Source organism: Phaeobacter sp. JH204B, assembly GCF_048055755.1.
Classification (GTDB): Bacteria; Pseudomonadota; Alphaproteobacteria; order Rhodobacterales; family Rhodobacteraceae; genus Phaeobacter; species Phaeobacter bryozoorum.
In genome coordinates this window covers 1-17,420 of record NZ_JAYMXF010000005.1, presented here as the reverse complement: position 1 = coordinate 17,420, position 17,420 = coordinate 1, and the positions used below count along the sequence as shown (strand labels likewise).

General features: G+C 57.7%; 29 protein-coding genes and 1 pseudogene. 2 read left to right on the top strand and 28 right to left on the bottom strand.

Features of this window, described 5'->3' with window-relative positions; translation table 11 throughout:
• Positions 1–51: 51 nt before the first annotated feature.
• Together rplO and VXL81_RS01905 are read right to left on the bottom strand one after the other, a co-directional pair.
• Positions 52–522, bottom strand: a complete 471-nt coding sequence (rplO, locus tag VXL81_RS01910) for a 50S ribosomal protein L15 (protein WP_260089702.1) — start codon at positions 520–522, stop codon at positions 52–54.
• A 661-nt stretch (positions 523–1,183) separates the two neighbouring features.
• Positions 1,184–1,399 carry a DUF1127 domain-containing protein gene (locus VXL81_RS01905; RefSeq protein ID WP_340546600.1) on the bottom strand — a complete coding sequence of 72 codons (216 nt, stop codon included), beginning with the start codon at positions 1,397–1,399 and terminating at the stop codon, positions 1,184–1,186.
• A gap of 448 nt (positions 1,400–1,847) precedes the next feature.
• Between VXL81_RS01905 and VXL81_RS01900 the strand changes: the two genes are divergently transcribed.
• Positions 1,848–2,066: a hypothetical protein gene (locus tag VXL81_RS01900; protein ID WP_061049066.1), complete on the top strand. Its 219-nt coding sequence runs from the start codon at positions 1,848–1,850 to the stop codon at positions 2,064–2,066.
• Between the two features lie 207 nt (positions 2,067–2,273).
• On the opposite strand, the gene rpmD is transcribed toward VXL81_RS01900, so the two are convergent.
• The 14 genes from rpmD to VXL81_RS01830 all read right to left on the bottom strand — a co-directional run bounded on the left by rpmD (position 2,274) and on the right by VXL81_RS01830 (position 8,330).
• Complete coding sequence (gene rpmD / locus VXL81_RS01895) at positions 2,274–2,462, bottom strand: 50S ribosomal protein L30 (RefSeq protein ID WP_008559881.1); 189 nt, start codon at positions 2,460–2,462, stop codon at positions 2,274–2,276.
• A gap of 12 nt (positions 2,463–2,474) precedes the next feature.
• The gene (rpsE, locus tag VXL81_RS01890) at positions 2,475–3,041 is read right to left on the bottom strand and encodes a 30S ribosomal protein S5 (RefSeq protein WP_340546599.1); all 567 of its coding nucleotides are present in this window, start codon (positions 3,039–3,041) and stop codon (positions 2,475–2,477) included.
• A 171-nt stretch (positions 3,042–3,212) separates the two neighbouring features.
• Complete coding sequence (gene rplR, locus VXL81_RS01885) at positions 3,213–3,572, bottom strand: 50S ribosomal protein L18 (RefSeq protein WP_340546598.1); 360 nt, start codon at positions 3,570–3,572, stop codon at positions 3,213–3,215.
• Positions 3,573–3,583: 11 nt separating this feature from the next.
• Positions 3,584–4,117 carry a 50S ribosomal protein L6 gene (gene rplF / locus VXL81_RS01880; RefSeq protein ID WP_340546597.1) on the bottom strand — a complete coding sequence of 178 codons (534 nt, stop codon included), beginning with the start codon at positions 4,115–4,117 and terminating at the stop codon, positions 3,584–3,586.
• 12 nt (positions 4,118–4,129) lie between these two features.
• On the bottom strand, positions 4,130–4,522 hold the full coding sequence (gene rpsH, locus VXL81_RS01875) for a 30S ribosomal protein S8 (protein WP_014875996.1): 393 nt from the start codon (positions 4,520–4,522) through the stop codon (positions 4,130–4,132).
• A 13-nt stretch (positions 4,523–4,535) separates the two neighbouring features.
• Positions 4,536–4,841: a 30S ribosomal protein S14 gene (rpsN, locus tag VXL81_RS01870; protein ID WP_008561382.1), complete on the bottom strand. Its 306-nt coding sequence runs from the start codon at positions 4,839–4,841 to the stop codon at positions 4,536–4,538.
• Between the two features lie 18 nt (positions 4,842–4,859).
• Positions 4,860–5,423, bottom strand: a complete 564-nt coding sequence (gene rplE, locus VXL81_RS01865; RefSeq protein WP_340546596.1) for a 50S ribosomal protein L5 — start codon at positions 5,421–5,423, stop codon at positions 4,860–4,862.
• Positions 5,416–5,727: a 50S ribosomal protein L24 gene (gene rplX, locus VXL81_RS01860; protein ID WP_014875998.1), complete on the bottom strand. Its 312-nt coding sequence runs from the start codon at positions 5,725–5,727 to the stop codon at positions 5,416–5,418. The genes rplE and rplX overlap by 8 nt, the downstream gene beginning before the upstream one ends.
• Positions 5,728–5,729: 2 nt before the next feature.
• Entirely contained in the window at positions 5,730–6,098 is a 369-nt protein-coding gene (gene rplN / locus VXL81_RS01855; RefSeq protein ID WP_005621870.1) for a 50S ribosomal protein L14, read from the bottom strand.
• Positions 6,099–6,198: 100 nt separating this feature from the next.
• Complete coding sequence (rpsQ, locus tag VXL81_RS01850) at positions 6,199–6,429, bottom strand: 30S ribosomal protein S17 (protein ID WP_005621877.1); 231 nt, start codon at positions 6,427–6,429, stop codon at positions 6,199–6,201.
• A 12-nt stretch (positions 6,430–6,441) separates the two neighbouring features.
• Positions 6,442–6,642: a 50S ribosomal protein L29 gene (gene rpmC / locus VXL81_RS01845; RefSeq protein WP_014876000.1), complete on the bottom strand. Its 201-nt coding sequence runs from the start codon at positions 6,640–6,642 to the stop codon at positions 6,442–6,444.
• Positions 6,643–6,858: 216 nt separating this feature from the next.
• Entirely contained in the window at positions 6,859–7,224 is a 366-nt protein-coding gene (locus VXL81_RS01840) for a hypothetical protein (RefSeq protein WP_416552729.1), read from the bottom strand.
• Positions 7,225–7,297: 73 nt separating this feature from the next.
• A complete protein-coding gene (locus tag VXL81_RS01835; protein ID WP_416552727.1) occupies positions 7,298–7,642 on the bottom strand; it encodes a hypothetical protein in 345 nt (114 codons plus the stop codon).
• 67 nt (positions 7,643–7,709) lie between these two features.
• Positions 7,710–8,330 carry a TIGR02466 family protein gene (locus VXL81_RS01830; RefSeq protein ID WP_416552725.1) on the bottom strand — a complete coding sequence of 207 codons (621 nt, stop codon included), beginning with the start codon at positions 8,328–8,330 and terminating at the stop codon, positions 7,710–7,712.
• Between the two features lie 124 nt (positions 8,331–8,454).
• On the opposite strand from VXL81_RS01830, the gene VXL81_RS01825 reads away from it, so the two are divergent.
• Complete coding sequence (locus VXL81_RS01825; RefSeq protein WP_416552723.1) at positions 8,455–8,922, top strand: DM13 domain-containing protein; 468 nt, start codon at positions 8,455–8,457, stop codon at positions 8,920–8,922.
• A 121-nt stretch (positions 8,923–9,043) separates the two neighbouring features.
• On the opposite strand, the gene rplP is transcribed toward VXL81_RS01825, so the two are convergent.
• From rplP to tuf, 12 genes and pseudogenes are all read right to left on the bottom strand, one after another.
• Entirely contained in the window at positions 9,044–9,457 is a 414-nt protein-coding gene (gene rplP / locus VXL81_RS01820) for a 50S ribosomal protein L16 (protein ID WP_416552721.1), read from the bottom strand.
• Between the two features lie 12 nt (positions 9,458–9,469).
• The gene (gene rpsC, locus VXL81_RS01815; RefSeq protein ID WP_024095828.1) at positions 9,470–10,177 is read right to left on the bottom strand and encodes a 30S ribosomal protein S3; all 708 of its coding nucleotides are present in this window, start codon (positions 10,175–10,177) and stop codon (positions 9,470–9,472) included.
• Positions 10,177–10,557: a 50S ribosomal protein L22 gene (gene rplV, locus VXL81_RS01810; RefSeq protein ID WP_340546592.1), complete on the bottom strand. Its 381-nt coding sequence runs from the start codon at positions 10,555–10,557 to the stop codon at positions 10,177–10,179. Before rplV ends, rpsC begins: the two co-directional genes overlap by 1 nt.
• Before the next feature lie 3 nt (positions 10,558–10,560).
• Positions 10,561–10,839, bottom strand: a complete 279-nt coding sequence (rpsS, locus tag VXL81_RS01805; RefSeq protein ID WP_005980699.1) for a 30S ribosomal protein S19 — start codon at positions 10,837–10,839, stop codon at positions 10,561–10,563.
• A gap of 3 nt (positions 10,840–10,842) precedes the next feature.
• Positions 10,843–11,685 carry a 50S ribosomal protein L2 gene (rplB, locus tag VXL81_RS01800; protein ID WP_008561157.1) on the bottom strand — a complete coding sequence of 281 codons (843 nt, stop codon included), beginning with the start codon at positions 11,683–11,685 and terminating at the stop codon, positions 10,843–10,845.
• Positions 11,686–11,949: 264 nt separating this feature from the next.
• Positions 11,950–13,152: a hypothetical protein gene (locus VXL81_RS01795; protein ID WP_416552719.1), complete on the bottom strand. Its 1,203-nt coding sequence runs from the start codon at positions 13,150–13,152 to the stop codon at positions 11,950–11,952.
• A gap of 402 nt (positions 13,153–13,554) precedes the next feature.
• A complete protein-coding gene (locus VXL81_RS01790; RefSeq protein WP_102849743.1) occupies positions 13,555–13,851 on the bottom strand; it encodes a 50S ribosomal protein L23 in 297 nt (98 codons plus the stop codon).
• Positions 13,848–14,465 (bottom strand): 50S ribosomal protein L4, encoded by a 618-nt coding sequence (rplD, locus tag VXL81_RS01785; RefSeq protein WP_340546591.1) that lies wholly within the window; start codon positions 14,463–14,465, stop codon positions 13,848–13,850. The genes VXL81_RS01790 and rplD overlap by 4 nt, the downstream gene beginning before the upstream one ends.
• Positions 14,462–15,175 carry a 50S ribosomal protein L3 gene (gene rplC / locus VXL81_RS01780; protein WP_102870588.1) on the bottom strand — a complete coding sequence of 238 codons (714 nt, stop codon included), beginning with the start codon at positions 15,173–15,175 and terminating at the stop codon, positions 14,462–14,464. Before rplC ends, rplD begins: the two co-directional genes overlap by 4 nt.
• Positions 15,176–15,192: 17 nt before the next feature.
• Complete coding sequence (gene rpsJ, locus VXL81_RS01775) at positions 15,193–15,507, bottom strand: 30S ribosomal protein S10 (protein ID WP_008563081.1); 315 nt, start codon at positions 15,505–15,507, stop codon at positions 15,193–15,195.
• 255 nt (positions 15,508–15,762) lie between these two features.
• Positions 15,763–16,956 (bottom strand): hypothetical protein, encoded by a 1,194-nt coding sequence (locus tag VXL81_RS01770; RefSeq protein ID WP_416538154.1) that lies wholly within the window; start codon positions 16,954–16,956, stop codon positions 15,763–15,765.
• Positions 16,957–17,237: 281 nt separating this feature from the next.
• Positions 17,238–17,420, bottom strand: a pseudogene (gene tuf / locus VXL81_RS01765) (elongation factor Tu); the annotation flags it as partial.

Here is a 17,420-nt window from a genome sequence, read left to right as displayed (position 1 = left end):
CAATGGAAAACTGAAGACTATGTAAGCGGCATCGGCGCCGCTCACAAGCTGTTACTCAGCTGCGGCAGTGTTTGCCACGGTCAGGGCGCCACCAGCCTTTGCGACTGCGTCTACGGCGGCCTTGGAGGCGCCGGTCACAGCGATGGTTGCCTTGGCGGTGAAGTCACCCTTTGCCAGAACGCGGATACCGTCCAGCTTACGACGTACCAGACCCGACGAGATCAGGGTGTCTTCGGTGATGGAACCGGCTTCCAGCTTGCCTTCGTCGATGAATTTCTGGATCAGGCCCAGGTTCACAACAGCGTAGGACTTGCGGTTCGGCTTGTTGAAGCCGCGCTTGGGCAGACGCTGGTAGAGGGGCATCTGGCCGCCTTCGTAGCCATTGATCGAAACACCCGAACGGGATTTCTGACCTTTGATACCACGGCCACCCATTTTACCTTTGCCGGAACCCGGACCACGTGCAACGCGGGTGCGTTTCTTGGCGGCGCCGGGATTGTCGCGCAGTTCATTGAGTTTCATATCGCTTCTCCTTTGCCGGAACTGCCCCCGAAGCGGATTAGGGCAAACACGGCGTTTCTTGGTTTTCTGATTCTGTCGTCCAGAGGACCACCGGGGGCGTATAGACCCGATACCGCGCCGGATCAAGGGTTCAGTCCATATGCGGCGGACACCGGGTTCCAAAGCGGATCAGGACAGCCGCCAAGCACCAAGGCCCGCCAGGGCGTCGGCCCTGTCGGTGGCTGCTATTGCAGGTCTGTTGCGGTGTCCGTTGCGTCTGTGGCCGACCGATAAAGGGTGGCGGCGCCGCCGGGGGATGTGGGACGGGATCTCTCCCGTGCGAAATAATATTATCAAGCTCCCCGGTTGCCACACCGGGGCCCTGGTCATGGGTGCCGGGGGTGTCAGGCCCGGCGGGGATCGCGATCCTGTGCAGAATGCCACGGGCGCGTAAACGGATCATGGAGCGGGCGCGCGCCGGGGTGGCAACGGCCAGCGACTGGCTGGCAACGGGCTGACCATCGGCATCGTCGCGCCAGAAACCAAAAACGCCCCCGCAGCGCGGAGGCGTGTCCAGTCCGACCCCTGAGGGAGGAGAAAGAGACGGTCTGGAGCTTGGGTCGATCCGGGGGGAGCCGTCGTTGCGGTCCCCGCCGGATGACAATCTGTTGCGGCTCTCGCCTTACTGGCCGTAGGCCTGCGCGTGGGCGATTTGCGGAATGTCGCAGCGGCGCACGCCGATGTCCGCCAGGTCGCGGTTGGACAGGCCATCCAGCTCGGCGAAGGTGCGTTTGTATTCGGCGCGACGGGCCCAGCTGTCCTTGACCTCTTCTGCGAAGCCACGCAGGCGCGCTGCGAGGTTAAAGCCGGTGTCGGTGGTGTTGATGACATGTGCCATAATGTTGATCCTTTATCTGACCGGACGAATTTCCGGGTGGTCTCAGTTATGTCTGTTTCAGTGACACCCGAGAGATAGGTGGAAATGTTTGCGCAAACAACTGACAGGTCGGACTGCCCGCTATGCACGCCAAGCATAGGAGATGACTGAGATATTAATCTCCGGCGTGCGGTCTGGGCCGGATGGCGCGCAGCCGTTGCGGCCGTGGGAATCGTGGAGGTTCGGCGCAAGGCCGATCTGGAGGGGGCGCGGCAGGCCGGATGCTGGCGAGATTGCGCACCACCACCGCAGATACCGGTATTTCCGCGCTCCAACGGCGTTTTCCGTCACCCTAGGGATGCCTGGGCTAGCCTCCGGAGCCGCGAACTATCCTTTCGTGTGATTGATGCAATTTGAGGCAAATGGCACATTGAGGACAAGGAAATCATCAGCATCAAGGAACACGATCATGGCACTCTTCAGCACTCTCATCGGCGCAAGCGCAACCGTCACCGCAATCGCAACCGGCTTTATCGGCCTCTCCACCACCGTGGTGGCGCTGCTGGTTCTCTACCCTCTGACTGCCGAGCTGGCGACCCGCCTGCTGCAGGCCATCATCGACCGCCGGGACGCGGCTGAAACCGCCCCTGATCTGCCCTACTACGACGCCCGCACCTACTTCGGCTGATCAACCGACCACCGCTGGCCGCCCCTAGTCTGTGCCATCGCGGATCCGGTGATCATCGCTGATGTTGAAAACCGACAGTCCAGATGGCCGGGGGCCTCTCTCCCGGCGGATCAGATAGATACCCCCTCCTCCCAAATTGATCTCTGCAACAAAAAAGCGCCCCGAAATCGGGGCGCTTTCTTTTGTTTGGCTCATACGAGAGAGCGCTTAGTCGCGCTCTTCGATGATCTCAACCAGATGCGGGATCTTGTTGACCATACCACGTACGGAAGGGGTATCTTCCAGTTCGCGGGTCTTGTGCATCTTGTTCAGGCCCAGGCCAACGAGGGTTGCGCGCTGGTCTGCGGGGCGGCGGATCGGGGAGCCGATCTGCTTAACGACGATGGTTTTTGCCATGTGTCCGTCTCCTTACGCTTCTGCTTCAGCAGCAGGGGCTTCATCCCGCTTGGGCAGGATGTCGGCGACTTTTTTGCCACGACGCTGAGCAACCGAACGGGGCGACTGCTCTTTTTTCAGACCGTCGATGGTGGCGCGGATCATGTTGTAGGGGTTCTGCGAACCGATCGACTTCGAAACAACGTCTTTGACGCCGAGCATTTCGAAGACGGCACGCATAGGACCACCTGCGATGATACCGGTACCTTCCGGTGCGGTGCGCATGACAACTTTGCCTGCGCCGTGACGGCCGTGCATGTCGTGATGCAGGGTGCGGCCTTCTTTCAGCTGCACGCGGATCATCTGACGCTTGGCCTGCTCGGTGGCTTTACGAATGGCCTCGGGGACCTCTTTCGCTTTACCTTTACCAAAGCCGACGCGGCCTTTCTGATCGCCAACAACCACCAGAGCGGCGAAGCCGAAGCGCTTACCACCTTTTACGGTTTTCGACACCCGGTTGATCGCGACCAGACGGTCGGCGAATTCCGGGGTTTCTTCTTCGCGGCGGCCACGGCCACGGCGATTTTCACGTTCTGCCATGAGGCAATCCTTTTCATTCTGACGACAAGCGCCTGACTTGAACTCAATCCAGGTGGGTTAGGACCGGATCGGCCCGCCCCCGGATCATCGGGATGGCGCGAACGCCACCCACTTTGACTTTGGGTGTATGCCCCGGACCCGACGACTGCCGGAACCGAGGCGCACAGATCCTTAGATCTTCAGGCCGCCTTCACGCGCAGCGTCGGCCAGAGCCTTCACCTTGCCGTGAAACAGGAAGCCGCCACGATCGAAATAGGCCTCGGTGACGCCAGCCGCCTTGGCGCGCTCGGCGATAACCGAACCCACTTTGGTAGCTGCTTCGACGTTGTTCTTGCCAACGTGACCCAGGTCTTTTTCCAGGGTCGATGCCGAAGCGAGGGTCACACCGCGTACGTCGTCGATCAGCTGAACAGAGATGTTCTTGTTCGAACGGTGTACGGACAGGCGCGGACGGCCTGCGTTGACCTTGCGAAGCTTGTTCCGGACGCGCAGCCGGCGCTTCAGAAACAGGGTACGTTTGCTGTTTGCCATTTTGCTGGTCCTTACTTCTTCTTGCCTTCCTTGCGGAAGATAAACTCGCCTTTGTAGCGAATGCCTTTGCCCTTGTAGGGCTCGGGACGACGCCAGTCGCGGATTTTGGCCGCAACTTCGCCAACGAGTTGTTGATCATTACCTTCGACAACGATTTCGGTCTGCTTCGGTGCGGTGATGGTGACACCTTCCGGGGCAGTGAAATCAACGTCGTGGCTGTAGCCCAGGTTCAGCTTCAGGGTGTTGCCCTGCATCTGAGCCCGGTAACCCACACCCTGGATCTCCAGCTCTTTTTTGAAGCCGGTGGTCACGCCTGCAACCAGGTTCGCGACCATGGTGCGGGACATGCCCCACTGCTGGCGCGCGCGCTTGGATTTGCCGCGGGGATCCACTTTGATGACATTGTCATCAACAGTCAGGGTGACGTCGTCGGTCGCGGTGAAGCTGCGGGCGCCTTTCGGGCCTTTGACTTCGATGGTCTGGCCGGACACAGAAGCAGTTACGCCGCTGGGAAGTTCGACCGGTTTTTTACCAATACGGGACATCGTGGGGCCTCCTTAGAAGACGGTGCAGAGCACTTCGCCGCCAACGTTGGCTGCGCGTGCGCTTGCGTCCGACATCACACCCTTGGGGGTGGAGACAATCGACACACCCAGGCCCTGACGGACCGACGGGATGTCATTGACGCCCATGTAAACGCGACGACCGGGTTTGGAGACCCGCTTCAGTTCACGAATGACAGGTTCGCCATCGAAGTATTTCAGGCTGATTTCCAGAGCCGGGTGGCCCTTTGCATCAGTCGCAGACTCATAACCGCGGATGTAACCCTCTTGCTTCAGCACATCCAGAACCCATGCACGCAGCTTGGAAGCCGGTGTCATGACAGTGGATTTGCCGCGCATTTGCGAGTTACGGATACGGGTGAGCATATCGCCGATAGGATCGTTCATATCAGTCTCTCCCTTACCAGCTCGATTTCACCATGCCGGGGATCTGGCCATTCGAGCCCAGTTCCCGCAGTGCGATCCGGCTGATCTTCAGCTTACGGTAGTAAGCGTGAGGACGGCCGGTCAGCTGGCAGCGGTTGTGCAGACGGGTTGCCGACGAGTTACGCGGCAGTTTCGCCAGGTCGAGGCGCGCCTTGAAGCGCTCTTCCATCGGGCGAGATTCGTCGTTTGCGATTTCTTTCAGCTCGGCACGCTTTGCGGCGTATTTTGCCACCAGGCGTTCGCGCTTCTTCTCGCGTTCGATCATGCTTTTCTTAGCCATGTCTCTTCCTTCCCGCGCTTAGCTATTGAAGGGCATGTTGAAAGCTTTCAACAGCGCCTTTGCTTCCGCGTCGGTATTCGCGGTGGTGGCAATCACGATGTCCATACCCCAAGCTTCGTCGATCTTGTCGAAGTCGATCTCAGGGAAGACCATGTGCTCTTTCAGACCCATGGCATAGTTGCCACGGCCGTCAAAAGACGTGCCCGACACGCCGCGGAAGTCGCGGATACGGGGCATCGCGATGGTGGTCAGACGGTCGAGGAATTCGTACATCCGGTCGCCGCGCAGAGTCACCTTTGCGCCCATCGGCATGCCTTCGCGAACGCGGAAGCCGGCGATGGAGTTCTTTGCCACTGTGGTCAGTGCCTTCTGGCCCGCGATTGCGGTCAGATCAGCCTGAGCAGACTTGGCTTTCTTGCTGTCTTTAACGGCAGCACGGCCGCAGCCGATGTTCAGAACGATTTTGTCCAGCTTGGGGATCATCATGTCGTTCTTGTAGCCGAACTCTTCTTTCAGGGCGCCACGGATGGTTTCCTTGTAGAGAGCTTTCAGACGCGGGGTATAGGTTGCGTTATCAAGCATCAATCACGTCCCCCGTGGTTTTGGCGAAGCGCACTTTCTTGTCACCTTCCATACGGAAGCCAACGCGGGTTGCTTTGCCGTTTGCGTCCAGCAGGGCCAGGTTCGACAGCTGGATGGGCAGTGCCTTGGGCAGACGGCCACCCTGGTCAGACTGGGTCTGACGTGTGTGGCGGATTGCCATGTTCACACCGTCAACGATGGCTTTGCCGGCTTTAGGGTCAACGGAGGCGATGGTGCCTTCTTTGCCCTTGTCCTTGCCGGCCAGCACGACGACCTTGTCGCCTTTGCGGAGTTTAGCAGCCATGATTACAGCACCTCCGGAGCGAGCGAGATGATCTTCATGAAGTTTTTCGCGCGCAGCTCACGAACAACCGGGCCAAAGATACGGGTACCTACGGGCTCGTTGTTGTTGTTCAGGATGACAGCTGCATTGCGGTCAAAACGGATTGCGGTACCGTCTTCACGACGGACCTCTTTGGCGGTGCGTACGACGACGGCCTTGCGGACGTCCCCTTTTTTCACGCGGCCGCGCGGGATGGCTTCCTTGACCGAGACGACAATGATGTCGCCAACGGATGCGTACTTACGCTTGGAACCACCCAGAACCTTGATGCACTGAACTCGGCGAGCGCCGGAGTTGTCAGCAACATCCAGGTTTGTTTGCATCTGGATCATGTGGTTTCTCCCGACCTTTGGGGCGCCGATGCGTGGCGTAATCCCCCAGGGTTTCGACTAACTGTTAAGTCTAGTCGCCAGGAGTCTCGAGATGAGACTCTTAGGCTTCCAGAACTTCCCAGCGTTTCGTTTTCGATTTCGGCGCGCACTCGATGATGCGTACGGAATCGCCGACCTTGAAAGCGTTCTTTTCATCGTGAGCCCGGTACTTCTTGGACTTACGGATGGTTTTCTTCAGAACCGGATGCGTAAAGCGGCGCTCAACGGAAACGGTGACGGTCTGTGCGTTAGCGTCGGAGGTCACAACGCCTTGCAGGATACGTTTGGGCATTCGAGAAGCTCCTTATTCAGCTGCAGCAGCAGCTTTTTCGTTCAGGATGGTTTTGACGCGTGCAGCATTGCGGCGGGCCGCCTTGATGCCTGCGGTCGATTCCAGCTGACCGGTTGCCTGCTGAAAACGCAGGTTGAAGCTCTCTTTTTTCAGGGATGCGAGGGTATCGCGGAGTTCATCCACGGTTTTCTCGCGCAGATCATTGGCGTTCATCGCCTTTGTTCCTTGTCCTAAGCACCAGAAGGCCCCGAGATGGGTCACCTTTGAACCTGGTGGGTTATGTCACACCGCGCCGAAAGACGCGGCAAAAAGAATCACCAGCCCCAAATCCACGCGGGACAGGGGTCAGGCGATGGGTCCACTTACAGGAGGTAGACGGTCGGGGCAAGGGTGAAGTTTGCGACACCCTTTGGTACCCGGTCGCGCCCCTTAGCGCAGCTCGCGAACCCGCGTTAAGATCGTGTCAAATTGCCACCCGCTTTGGAGCCGCGCAAGCCACAGGCGTTTCCCCATTCCAGAAATCACCATCGCGTGCCGCCTCGCCCGAACTCGCTGGATATCCTGAATGCGGATCTGATCGGCAATGCCTTGCTTTTCGACAATCAGCACGCGCTGTGTGGTGATGATGTAGGTGACCGAGCGAAAGGCACGATGGATGAACAGCCAGATCACTAGAGCCAGTGGCGCGCAGAGCACAATGACGATCACCTCAGTCAGCGTTAGCGCAATGCGGGCGTGAGTGGCGTGAACGACTTGCTCACGGGCAAGAAGCTCGATTGCCGCGTGATCGTACATCTGGCTTACTTACCGTTCGTCATTTGAATTTAGCCCCAACTGGAATGAGGGTGGGGCAAAGGGAACTCACAGTTTAGTCACAGTCATACCAGATTGTCGTCGCGGGTCGCTGCGTTCCATTTGCCAAAGTCGCGACGCTCGCCTTCGGGGCCTTATACACGGTTAAGACGGGCTTACCGATGCGTTCGCAATAGCCCGCGACACGACGATCAATAGCGTTAGAGCTGACTTCGTTCTTGAAGTAGATGATCTCCAAGGATGAGCCCACAGGGAAAGCCAGATGGATGCCCGTTCGATCAGCCGGGTTAGGAAAAACCTGCGCAATGAGAGACGCACGTCGCATCGCTGCCTTCTCAGAATCAACGCAAGCAGACAGCGCCATTAGGGATACAGAAGCAAGAACTAGAATTGATTTCATTTAATCAGCCATCCTCTTGGGTTGTGTGCCCTGCATAGTTGCACGCGCTGCAAGTGCAACCCAAGTTTCACTCCCAGCGGTAGTTAAAGCTCACCGAAACGCGCTCGTCTTCGGCCATGTTCATCGGCACCTCGTGGCGGATGAAGCTTTCCCACAGCAGCACATCCCCGACGGCGGGTGACTGGTAGACAAATGTCTTCAGCTCCTGGCGGCAGTCCTTCATGCGCGGGGGATGCGCCATCATCATGGCGTGGCGCGGGTCCTCCAGCTTCAGCGCGCTCGCGCCTTCGGGCATCGACACATAGGTCGTGCCGGAGATCACAGAATGAGGGTGGATGTGGCTGGCGTGGGTGCCGCCCTCGGGCAGTATGTTGATCCAGAGATCCTCCAGAACCAACGCACGCCCGTCCAGATCCAGCTCCAGATCCTTGGCAAAGGCCGCGACATGAAGATCAAGCGACTTCACCAGATCGGCAAAAATCGGGAAGCGCCACGGCAGATCGGTCAGCGAGGCATAGGAGGTATAGCCGGGATAGCTGTTCTCCTCGCACCAATCCTGACCGGCTTCATCATCCTGAGCGATCACGAAGCAGGAGTTTTCAAGTTCACCGGCATCAACCTTTGGTCCGTGTTCGGACAGGGCTGCGCGGTAGAGACGGGTTACAAAGAGGGAATCTATCTGTGCCATATCTGTCCTTTAGCGCAACATCAGGGTGAGTACGAGATGCTTTGCCGGACAAGATAGGTCTGCCCCCTTCCCTTTTCACCGCGCCCGCCCATAAGCTGGCCTCACCCAGGATGAGGAGCAGAACATGCGCTGGATATTGAGACTGCTGAGCCATGGGATCGCGCTGGCGTTCGGATTTGCGTTGGGTATCTATATGTTGCCAATCCTGACCGCGCCGCAGAGCCCGGATGCCGCAACCCTGAGCGAAAGCGCCAAGGGAGCACGCTTTACCGGCAGTTTCAGCCGCGATCTGGTCGGCAGCGATTTCCTGCATTGGGGCACCGGCAGCATCAGCCTGTCGCCGCAGCAGATCACCCATATGGGCGAGCTGTCACCGGGACCGGACTACAAACTCTACCTGACGCCAGAGTTTGTTGAGGATGAGGCCGGGTTCGAGGCGATCAAGGCCGCGTCGGCGCGGATTGGCGATGTGAAGATGTTCGACGGGCTGATCCTGCCCATCCCCGAAGGGATCAACATCGAGGATTACACCACCGTGGTGATCTGGTGTGAGGCCTTCGGAGAGTTCATCACCGCCGCAAAATATCGCTAGCCTGACCGCCCGCCGCCGGGGCGGACAAATCATTCTACGCCGAAGGCACATAAGAAAACCCCCACCGATTGCTCGGCGGGGGCTTTTTGTTTTCTCATCGGATGCGCAAGAGCGCCGCCGCTTACCAGTCTTCGCGAACTACGACGCGGGTCTTGACCGGCAGCTTCATCGCGGCCAGGCGCAGGGCCTCGCGTGCGATTTCGTCATTGACGCCGTCGATCTCGAACATCACGCGACCGGGCTTCACTTTGCAAGCCCAGTAATCCACGGAGCCCTTACCTTTACCCATACGAACTTCGACGGGCTTGGAGGTAACCGGGGTATCCGGGAAGATGCGGATCCAGACACGACCCTGACGCTTCATGTGGCGGGTCATGGCACGACGGGCAGCCTCGATCTGACGCGCGGTAACACGCTCAGGAGTGGTTGCCTTCAGGCCATAGGTGCCGAAGTTCAGGTCCGAACCGCCTTTTGCTTCGCCGGAAATCCGGCCTTTGTGCATTTTGCGGAATTTAGTACGCTTTGGTTGAAGCATGTCATCTCCTCCTTAGCGACGACCGCCTGCACCGCGAGGTGCCGGACCGTCCTGGAGTTCCTGTGCTTTACGGTCACGCGCCTGAGGATCGTGTTCCATGATCTCGCCTTTGAAGATCCAGACTTTGATCCCGATGATCCCGTAAGGGGTCATGGCTTCGGAGTGAGCGTAATCGATGTCGGCGCGCAGCGTGTGCAGCGGCACACGACCTTCACGGTACCATTCGGTCCGTGCGATTTCAGCACCACCCAGACGACCTGCAACGTTCACCCGGATACCCAGGGCGCCCATACGCATGGCGTTCTGCACGGCACGCTTCATCGCGCGACGGAAGGACACACGACGTTCCAGCTGCTGAGCGATGGACTCGCCAACCAGCTGTGCGTCGAGCTCGGGCTTGCGGACTTCAACGATGTTGAGGTGCAGTTCCGAGTCTGTCATCGAGGCGAGCTTCTTGCGCAGCACTTCGATGTCAGCACCTTTTTTACCGATGATCACGCCCGGACGTGCGGTGTGAATGGTCACACGGCACTTCTTGTGGGGGCGTTCGATGATCACGCGGGCGATGCCTGCCTGCTTGCACTCTTCCTTGATGAAATCACGGATGCGCAGGTCTTCCAGCAGCAGATCACCATAGTCTTTGGTGTCGGCGTACCAACGGCTGTCCCAGGTGCGGTTGACCTGAAGGCGCATGCCGACCGGATTGACTTTATGTCCCATTAGGCTTGCTCCTCAACTTGACGCACCTTGATGGTGATCTCCGAAAACGGCTTGAGGATTTTGCCAAACCGGCCACGGGCACGAGGACGGCCGCGTTTCATGGTCAGGTTCTTACCCACATAAGCCTCGGCAACGATCAGTTCATCGACGTCCAGGTTATGGTTGTTCTCGGCGTTCGCGATGGCGGACTGAAGGCATTTCTTCACGTCCTGTGCGACCCGCTTGTTGGAGAAAGTCAGGTCGGTCAGAGCCTTCTCAACTTTCTTGCCACGGATCATAGCGGCGACGAGGTTCAGTTTCTGCGGGGAGGTACGGAGCATGCGCAGTTTTGCCATTGCTTCGTTGTCTGCCACGCGGCGGGGATTTTTTGCCTTGCCCATGACTTACTTCCGCTTCGCTTTTTTGTCCGCAGCATGACCGTAGTAGGTCCGTGTCGGCGAATATTCACCGAACTTCTGACCGATCATGTCTTCCGAGACGTTGACGGGGATGTGCTTCTGACCGTTGTAAACGCCAAACGTCAGGCCCACGAACTGGGGCAGGATCGTCGAGCGGCGCGACCAGATCTTGATGACTTCATTGCGGCCCGACTCGCGCGCTGCTTCGGCTTTTTTCAGCACGTAAGCATCGACAAAGGGGCCTTTCCATACAGAGCGAGACATATGTTAACGTCCCTTCTTCTTGGCGTGGCGCGAGCGGATGATAAGCTTTTGCGACGCTTTGTTTTTGTTGCGGGTACGCTTGCCTTTGGTCGGCTTACCCCAGGGTGTCACCGGGTGACGACCACCGGAGGTACGGCCTTCACCACCACCGTGCGGGTGGTCGATCGGGTTCATAACCACACCACGCACAGAAGGACGCTTGCCCTTGTGGCGCATACGGCCGGCTTTACCAAAGTTCTGGTTCGAGTTGTCGGGGTTGCTGACGGCACCAACGGTGGCCATGCATTCCTGACGAACCAGGCGCAGTTCGCCCGAGGACAGGCGGATCTGAGCGTAGCCACCATCACGACCAACGAACTGAGCGTAAGTACCGGCTGCACGGGCGATCTGGCCGCCTTTGCCGGGCTTCATTTCGATGTTGTGAACGATGGTACCGATCGGCATGCCCGAGAACGGCATTGCGTTGCCCGGCTTGATGTCGGCCTTCGCGGATGCGATCACCTTGTCACCAACTGCCAGACGCTGCGGAGCGAGGATATAGGCCTGCTCGCCGTCTTCGTATTTGATCAGCGCGATGAATGCGGTCCGGTTCGGGTCATATTCGATCCGTTCAACGGTTGCCGCGACATCAAATTTGTTCCGTTTGAAGTCAACGATCCGGTAGAGACGCTTTGCGCCGCCGCCACGACGACGTGAAGTGATCCGTCCGGTGTTGTTCCGGCCGCCCGATTTGGTCAGACCCTCAGTGAGAGATTTGACCGGACGCCCTTTCCAAAGCTCCGAACGGTCGATCAGAACCAGCCCACGCTGGCCCGGCGTCGTCGGCTTATACGACTTGAGTGCCATGCTTTCTGTCTTCCGTTTAGCGTGCAGACCCTTAGGTTTTTGTCTTTGGGCCCGCTATGTGTAAGCCCCCCGCCCGGTTGTCCCACAATGAGACGCCCTACTAGGGTGGCCAGATTATAGGGCCCCGAAGGTCCCCAGGTTCGAACATCCTGACAAACGTAATAACCCCGGAGCGAATCCGGGGTCGTCAGGATTGGTGCGGCTTAGCAGAGGTTGGGAGGGGTGGCAATGGGGCTAGTGGCTTCGACTGACAAACACGGACATTCAGCCTTCGACCAAATCAACCAACTGCTCGAATCTACGCGCGATATGTTGATTGCCGATACGTTCTGCAACTATTTCTTCCTGCCGGAGAGCCAAGAGGGGTTCCCGAATAACCGCTGCTTCTTCACTGAAAATATCAGAGATCAGGGGGGCGGCGGTATTACTGTAAAAAACATGCCGGATATTTCCGTAAGAGGTTCTGCCCCCTCTGGTCCCAATAAACGTCAACACCATCCACCTCAGAATTTCATTCTTCGGCGGCTCTGGACAGGCCGCAAAGCCCCCTAGTTCTCTAAACTTGCGTAGAAGGTCACCGTGCTGATCGTAGCCTCCCCAGCCCGTACCAACCTCATTGAGGCGATCACAATAGGCGACAAAAAGATCCCGTCTGGCTGACTGTTTCAGATAAGGCATGGCCCCGCAAGCAGTAGCAACGCGAGCATGGCGCTCGTCCAAGCCATTCCTTCCGATTCTGGACTGAAACTCGTTCGCAACATTTACCAATACTGGGTTAGCTGAACGCGCCCGTAGGGAGTTGAGGAACGTAAACGCATTCTGCTGGATAATGTCAGACTGCTTTTTGTCGAGAGCAATACTAACCAAGAATTTTAGAATTTCGAGCTGTCGAGGCTGCGGCGCTCGCTCAAAGTCCGACAACAGCTCTTCCCCAGCTGATACTTGTGTACCCTGCTCTACAATTTCTTTCACATCGACGATCTTGAGCAGATTGACCGGATCCGCAGATAAAATCACTTCAATGCAGGTCGAGAAGATGTAGACACAATCCTCAATGCCCGCTTCATATTCATCATCCTCATGTTCCAAGTCCCTACGGATCTCGTAACTCCGGCAAACGCGCCTCCATTCAGGTCGCGTCAACAAACCCATTCGGTATGCAAGGTCGATTAACTTAGCCGTGGGGTAATCTTCAATGTCTTCATCTTTTCGAATGGGAGGCAATTTGAACTGGTCAGCCGCTTCCTTTGCAATATCACTTCCTGCAATAATGATCTTTTCGCGTAAATCGTGGATAGCAGCGTTGAATAGCCGCTGGCACGCACTGCTCGGGTCAACGGAAAGAAGGCGGTTGACACGTTGAATCAATGACTTAGCTTGCCACTGCGGGCGTATCTTCTGCATCATCCCTGGGACGCCGGAAGAAGTCATCAGTTCTACATTGGACGCAGGAATTAGATCTGCCAAGTCGTGTCTCCATTTGCATTCTTTGTTTAGCCTTCGCCCAGTAAAGTGCGCAAAGCAGCTAGGGGGTTACCTAATACATAGATCTACCCCTAAAATTGCGCTCACATCAAGGTCACACTTTTAAGGCGTTTCACGGCACCAGAAAGTGCGCCCCACCGGGGGTGGGCGGGTCATACCACAGGCATGCTTTCAGCATTACGCTAGCGCCACGGCTCGATTTCTGCGCCACCTGTCGCTCGACCTCGGGCCGGGCAGCGGCCCGTCAAACCGCAGGTTTGCCTTCGGCCAAACGGGAGGGCGCATCATGCCCACCCTGGGTCAGGCGCTGACCTTCGCAGTATTCACCAACGAAAAAGGCCCCCGCTTTCGCAGGGGCCTTCTTAATGCTCAGACAAACAGATCTCAGAGTCCGGTGGACACGTCGATGGTGTTGCCTTCTTCCAGGGTGACGTAGGCTTTTTTCACGTCTTTACGCTTGCCCAGCTGGCCGCGGAAACGCTTGACCTTACCCTTGGTGATGGTGGTGTTGACCGCTTTGACCTTCACACCAAAGAGCGCCTCAACGGCTTCTTTGATCTGGGGTTTGTTGGAGTCGATCGCCACTTCAAAGACCACCGCACCGGTTTCGGATGCCATGGTTGCTTTTTCGGTGATGATCGGCTTGCGGATCACGTCGTAGTGTTCTGCCTTCGCGCTCATTTCAGGCGAGCCTCCAGTGCTTCGACACCTGCTTTGGTGAGCACCAGGGTGTCACGCTTCAGGATGTCATAGACGTTTGCGCCCATTGTCGGCAGGATATCCAGACCTTCGATGTTGCGCGCGGCGCGGGCGAAGCCCTCGTTCACGGATGCACCATCGATGACCAGCGCGCGCTTCCAGCCCAGGTCCTTGACCTGTTTGGCCAGAGCGGCGGTCTTGCCTTCGGAATCGGCGTTTTCGATAACGACCAGTTCACCCGCTTTTGCCTTGGCGGACAGCGCGTGGCGCAGACCCAGCTTGCGGAATTTCTTGGTCAGCTCGTGGCCGTGCGAACGCGGGGTCGGACCCTTGTAGACACCACCCTTGCGGAAGATCGGCGCATTACGGTCACCGTGGCGTGCGCCGCCGGTGCCCTTCTGGCGATAGATCTTCTTGGTCGAGTAGGAGGTCTCGGACCGCGTCTTGACCTTGTGGGTACCGGCCTGCGCGTTGTTACGCTGCCAGCGAACCACACGGTGCAGGATGTCGGTGCGCGGCTCTAGGCCGAACAGCTCTGCATCCAGCTCGATGTCGCCGGCTTTGCCGCCGTCCAGTTTGATCACATCAAGTTTCATGCTTCACCACCTTCCGCGGAGACTTCTTCCGCTGCAGCCGACTTCAGAGCTGCCGGGAAAGGCAGACCTTCGGGGGCTTTCTTTTTCACGGCGTCTTTGACGGTGACCCAGCCACCTTTGGAGCCGGGAACGGCGCCTTTGATCATGATCAGGCCACGATCGGCGTCGGTCTTGACGACTTCAAGGTTCTGAGTGGTCACGCGGGCAGCACCCATGTGGCCGGCCATTTTCTTGCCTTTGAAAACCTTGCCGGGATCCTGACACTGACCCGTCGAACCGTGGGAACGGTGGGAGATCGACACACCGTGCGAGGCGCGCAGACCACCGAAGTTCCAGCGCTTCATCGCACCGGCAAAACCTTTACCGATGGAGGTGCCGGTCACGTCTACCTTCTGACCTTCCAGGAAGTGCTCGGCGGAGATTTCCGCGCCCACTTCGATCAGGGCGTCCGCAGGCACGCGGAACTCAACCAGCTTGCGCTTGGGCTCAACCTTCGCTGCTGCGAAGTGGCCGCGCATGGCTTTGGAGACGCGCTTGACCTTGGCCGAACCTGCGCCGAGCTGAACGGCGGTGTAGCCGTCTTTTTCCTCGGTGCGCTGTGCGGTCACTTGCAGGCCGTCCAGCTGAAGAACGGTCACAGGAACCTGCTTGCCGTCTTCGAGGAACAGCCGGGTCATGCCGACTTTCTTTGCGATAATACCAGAGCGCATATGTTTACCCTCCGATCTTAGGATTGCAGCTTGATTTCGACGTCCACACCAGCGGCGAGGTCGAGCTTCATCAGCGCGTCCACGGTCTGGGGGGTCGGATCAACGATGTCCAGGAGCCGCTTGTGGGTGCGGATCTCGAACTGGTCACGAGATTTCTTGTCAACGTGCGGGCCACGCAGAACGGTGAATTTCTCAATCTTGTTCGGCAGGGGGATCGGGCCGCGCACCTGCGCGCCGGTCCGCTTGGCAGTGTTCACGATTTCCTGCGTGCTGGCGTCCAGTACGCGGAAGTCGAATGCCTTCAGCCGGATACGGATATTTTGGCTTTGCATAGTCATGCCTTTTTTTCAGGCGTTGGGGTTGAGAGGAGGGCAAGCGACCACCGCGCACCCTCATCGAACCCAAAAGGCGGGAATCACCCCGCCTTTGCCCCGCAGTGCGGGATGGCGCCGTATACGCCTGATAGCCGTGTGTGGCAAGGGGTTCCGCACCGATACGTTTGCGTTTGGGACGGGCGACGGGTTTGGGGTTTGATTATCATCTTGTCCAGATAGTTAGGGCAGTCAGGCCAACCGCCCTGACTTGCGCTATCGGAAATTCCTTGCTTGGGCTTCCAGTCGGCTGAAAGGGTCCTGCTTTGCTAAGCGGGAGATTCTGGGTTTGAGAAGGCCAACCTCCTCCAACGCCTCCCGTACAGATGACGCAGCCTTCGCGCCAATTGACCAGTAGATGTAGACCATAAACGCGACAGGCAGAACCATCCCTCCAAAGGCGGGTTTCATTACGCAAAACGGAAGAATAAAAACCATCCCCAAGAGGATCATCTGGGATTTTCTGGACGCCTGGGTAAATCGCTGCATAAACCCTGCTTTTGCCAATCCATGGGCCTCCCCTTCTTCCTCGGACTGCAGTTCAGGACTGGACCGCTCAGGTAACGTTTTCTGCACTCTTGCTGCAGTCTGGCGCAACGTTTTCGGCTGAGACACTCCAGGGTCCGGCCTGCCAAACCGGGCACCTTTCTCGCCAGCACTGGCGATGGGAGAACTGGCGAAGATTGCCCGTTCGACACTGGCAGCGTCCCGTTCGCTCTGCCGCTGCTTGCTACGGCGAGCCAATCCGAATTTGATCGCTGCCAGTACAAGCAGAACGCCGGAAAGCTTCCACAACTTCCCGCGCAACCTTTGAGGATCGCCCGCATAGGTCAATCCCTTTTCCCGGCCTTCCCAAAAAGGCTCGACGACTATGAAGTCCGGGCCCTTCGTCAGCCCCTGTTCTTTGAAGGCATCGTTAACAAGGTCTGAAAAAGATCCTGCATTGGTGCTCACACCATTGAACGCAAAGTACGAATGCCCAGTCTCGTCCAGCTTACCAGGGACCTGAAACTCGGAGATTCGGCTGATGAAATCAGCTTTCTCACGCTCCGACATCAAAATAATGGCACGGACCTGTTTAGTGCTCGAAGTGTCAGCGGCGCCTTGCAGCACATACATATACCCTTCTGTGCGGACGCTGCCTTTCTTGGTCTTGCGAAGATGATAATTGAAATTCGTATTGATCCACCCACCAATGTGAACCTCGTCCGCCAGACCGACATCGCTCTGCCTGTCAAAAGCAGACAAATCCACCCGGCCCGGAATCGGCTGGGCCAACGCAGCTGTGGCATCGGCCTGTTCTTTCAACTCGTTCTGATAAACTTGCTCACTCAAATACAAGAAACCTGCGGCAGCAGCTGCGTATACCCACCAAGGGGCGATCAGAAACAAATAAATTAAACGTCCCATTCAAAGAACTCCCTAAAAGCTTTCCCCTTTCTTGGCGGAGGAAAACGCTTGGAATGTGAAACTATTATGGCGTGATTTTGACACCCTCTTAGCCACCTATGCGTGCGCAATTCAAGGCGCAGCATCAGGGCTACCGACTCCCGAAGAGCCTCGCGCCACATAGAAAAAGGCCGCCCCGGTTGGAGCGGCCTTTCTATTTTCTCACCTGAGTGGCTCTCGGTGATTTCCCTGCGGAAAACCACCACTCACCACAGGCCAGAGTTTCCGTTGGGAACTCGACCTTAGTCGGTGATTTTCGACACAACGCCGGCGCCGACGGTGCGGCCACCTTCGCGGATCGCAAAGCGCAGGCCCTGCTCCATCGCGATCGGTGCGATCAGTTCAACGTCGAACTTCAGGTTGTCGCCGGGCATAACCATCTCGGTACCCTCGGGCAGGGTCACGGTGCCGGTCACGTCGGTGGT

Bases quoted from the DNA above. Each gene is read 5' to 3' on its own strand.
- rplO (WP_260089702.1), bottom strand. From the start codon at position 522: ATGAAACTCAATGAACTGCGCGACAATCCCGGCGCCGCCAAGAAACGC.
- VXL81_RS01905 (WP_340546600.1), bottom strand. From the start codon at position 1,399: ATGGCACATGTCATCAACACCACCGACACCGGCTTTAACCTCGCAGCG.
- VXL81_RS01900 (WP_061049066.1), top strand. From the start codon at position 1,848: ATGGCACTCTTCAGCACTCTCATCGGCGCAAGCGCAACCGTCACCGCA.
- rpmD (WP_008559881.1), bottom strand. From the start codon at position 2,462: ATGGCAAAAACCATCGTCGTTAAGCAGATCGGCTCCCCGATCCGCCGC.
- rpsE (WP_340546599.1), bottom strand. From the start codon at position 3,041: ATGGCAGAACGTGAAAATCGCCGTGGCCGTGGCCGCCGCGAAGAAGAA.
- rplR (WP_340546598.1), bottom strand. From the start codon at position 3,572: ATGGCAAACAGCAAACGTACCCTGTTTCTGAAGCGCCGGCTGCGCGTC.
- rplF (WP_340546597.1), bottom strand. From the start codon at position 4,117: ATGTCCCGTATTGGTAAAAAACCGGTCGAACTTCCCAGCGGCGTAACT.
- rpsH (WP_014875996.1), bottom strand. From the start codon at position 4,522: ATGAACGATCCTATCGGCGATATGCTCACCCGTATCCGTAACTCGCAA.
- rpsN (WP_008561382.1), bottom strand. From the start codon at position 4,841: ATGGCTAAGAAAAGCATGATCGAACGCGAGAAGAAGCGCGAACGCCTG.
- rplE (WP_340546596.1), bottom strand. From the start codon at position 5,423: ATGCTTGATAACGCAACCTATACCCCGCGTCTGAAAGCTCTCTACAAG.
- rplX (WP_014875998.1), bottom strand. From the start codon at position 5,727: ATGGCTGCTAAACTCCGCAAAGGCGACAAGGTCGTCGTGCTGGCCGGC.
- rplN (WP_005621870.1), bottom strand. From the start codon at position 6,098: ATGATCCAGATGCAAACAAACCTGGATGTTGCTGACAACTCCGGCGCT.
- rpsQ (WP_005621877.1), bottom strand. From the start codon at position 6,429: ATGCCCAAACGTATCCTGCAAGGCGTTGTGACCTCCGACGCTAACGCA.
- rpmC (WP_014876000.1), bottom strand. From the start codon at position 6,642: ATGAACGCCAATGATCTGCGCGAGAAAACCGTGGATGAACTCCGCGAT.
- VXL81_RS01840 (WP_416552729.1), bottom strand. From the start codon at position 7,224: ATGTACGATCACGCGGCAATCGAGCTTCTTGCCCGTGAGCAAGTCGTT.
- VXL81_RS01835 (WP_416552727.1), bottom strand. From the start codon at position 7,642: ATGAAATCAATTCTAGTTCTTGCTTCTGTATCCCTAATGGCGCTGTCT.
- VXL81_RS01830 (WP_416552725.1), bottom strand. From the start codon at position 8,330: ATGGCACAGATAGATTCCCTCTTTGTAACCCGTCTCTACCGCGCAGCC.
- VXL81_RS01825 (WP_416552723.1), top strand. From the start codon at position 8,455: ATGCGCTGGATATTGAGACTGCTGAGCCATGGGATCGCGCTGGCGTTC.
- rplP (WP_416552721.1), bottom strand. From the start codon at position 9,457: ATGCTTCAACCAAAGCGTACTAAATTCCGCAAAATGCACAAAGGCCGG.
- rpsC (WP_024095828.1), bottom strand. From the start codon at position 10,177: ATGGGACATAAAGTCAATCCGGTCGGCATGCGCCTTCAGGTCAACCGC.
- rplV (WP_340546592.1), bottom strand. From the start codon at position 10,557: ATGGGCAAGGCAAAAAATCCCCGCCGCGTGGCAGACAACGAAGCAATG.
- rpsS (WP_005980699.1), bottom strand. From the start codon at position 10,839: ATGTCTCGCTCTGTATGGAAAGGCCCCTTTGTCGATGCTTACGTGCTG.
- rplB (WP_008561157.1), bottom strand. From the start codon at position 11,685: ATGGCACTCAAGTCGTATAAGCCGACGACGCCGGGCCAGCGTGGGCTG.
- VXL81_RS01790 (WP_102849743.1), bottom strand. From the start codon at position 13,851: ATGAGCGCGAAGGCAGAACACTACGACGTGATCCGCAAGCCGATCATC.
- rplD (WP_340546591.1), bottom strand. From the start codon at position 14,465: ATGAAACTTGATGTGATCAAACTGGACGGCGGCAAAGCCGGCGACATC.
- rplC (WP_102870588.1), bottom strand. From the start codon at position 15,175: ATGCGCTCTGGTATTATCGCAAAGAAAGTCGGCATGACCCGGCTGTTC.
- rpsJ (WP_008563081.1), bottom strand. From the start codon at position 15,507: ATGCAAAGCCAAAATATCCGTATCCGGCTGAAGGCATTCGACTTCCGC.
- VXL81_RS01770 (WP_416538154.1), bottom strand. From the start codon at position 16,956: ATGGGACGTTTAATTTATTTGTTTCTGATCGCCCCTTGGTGGGTATAC.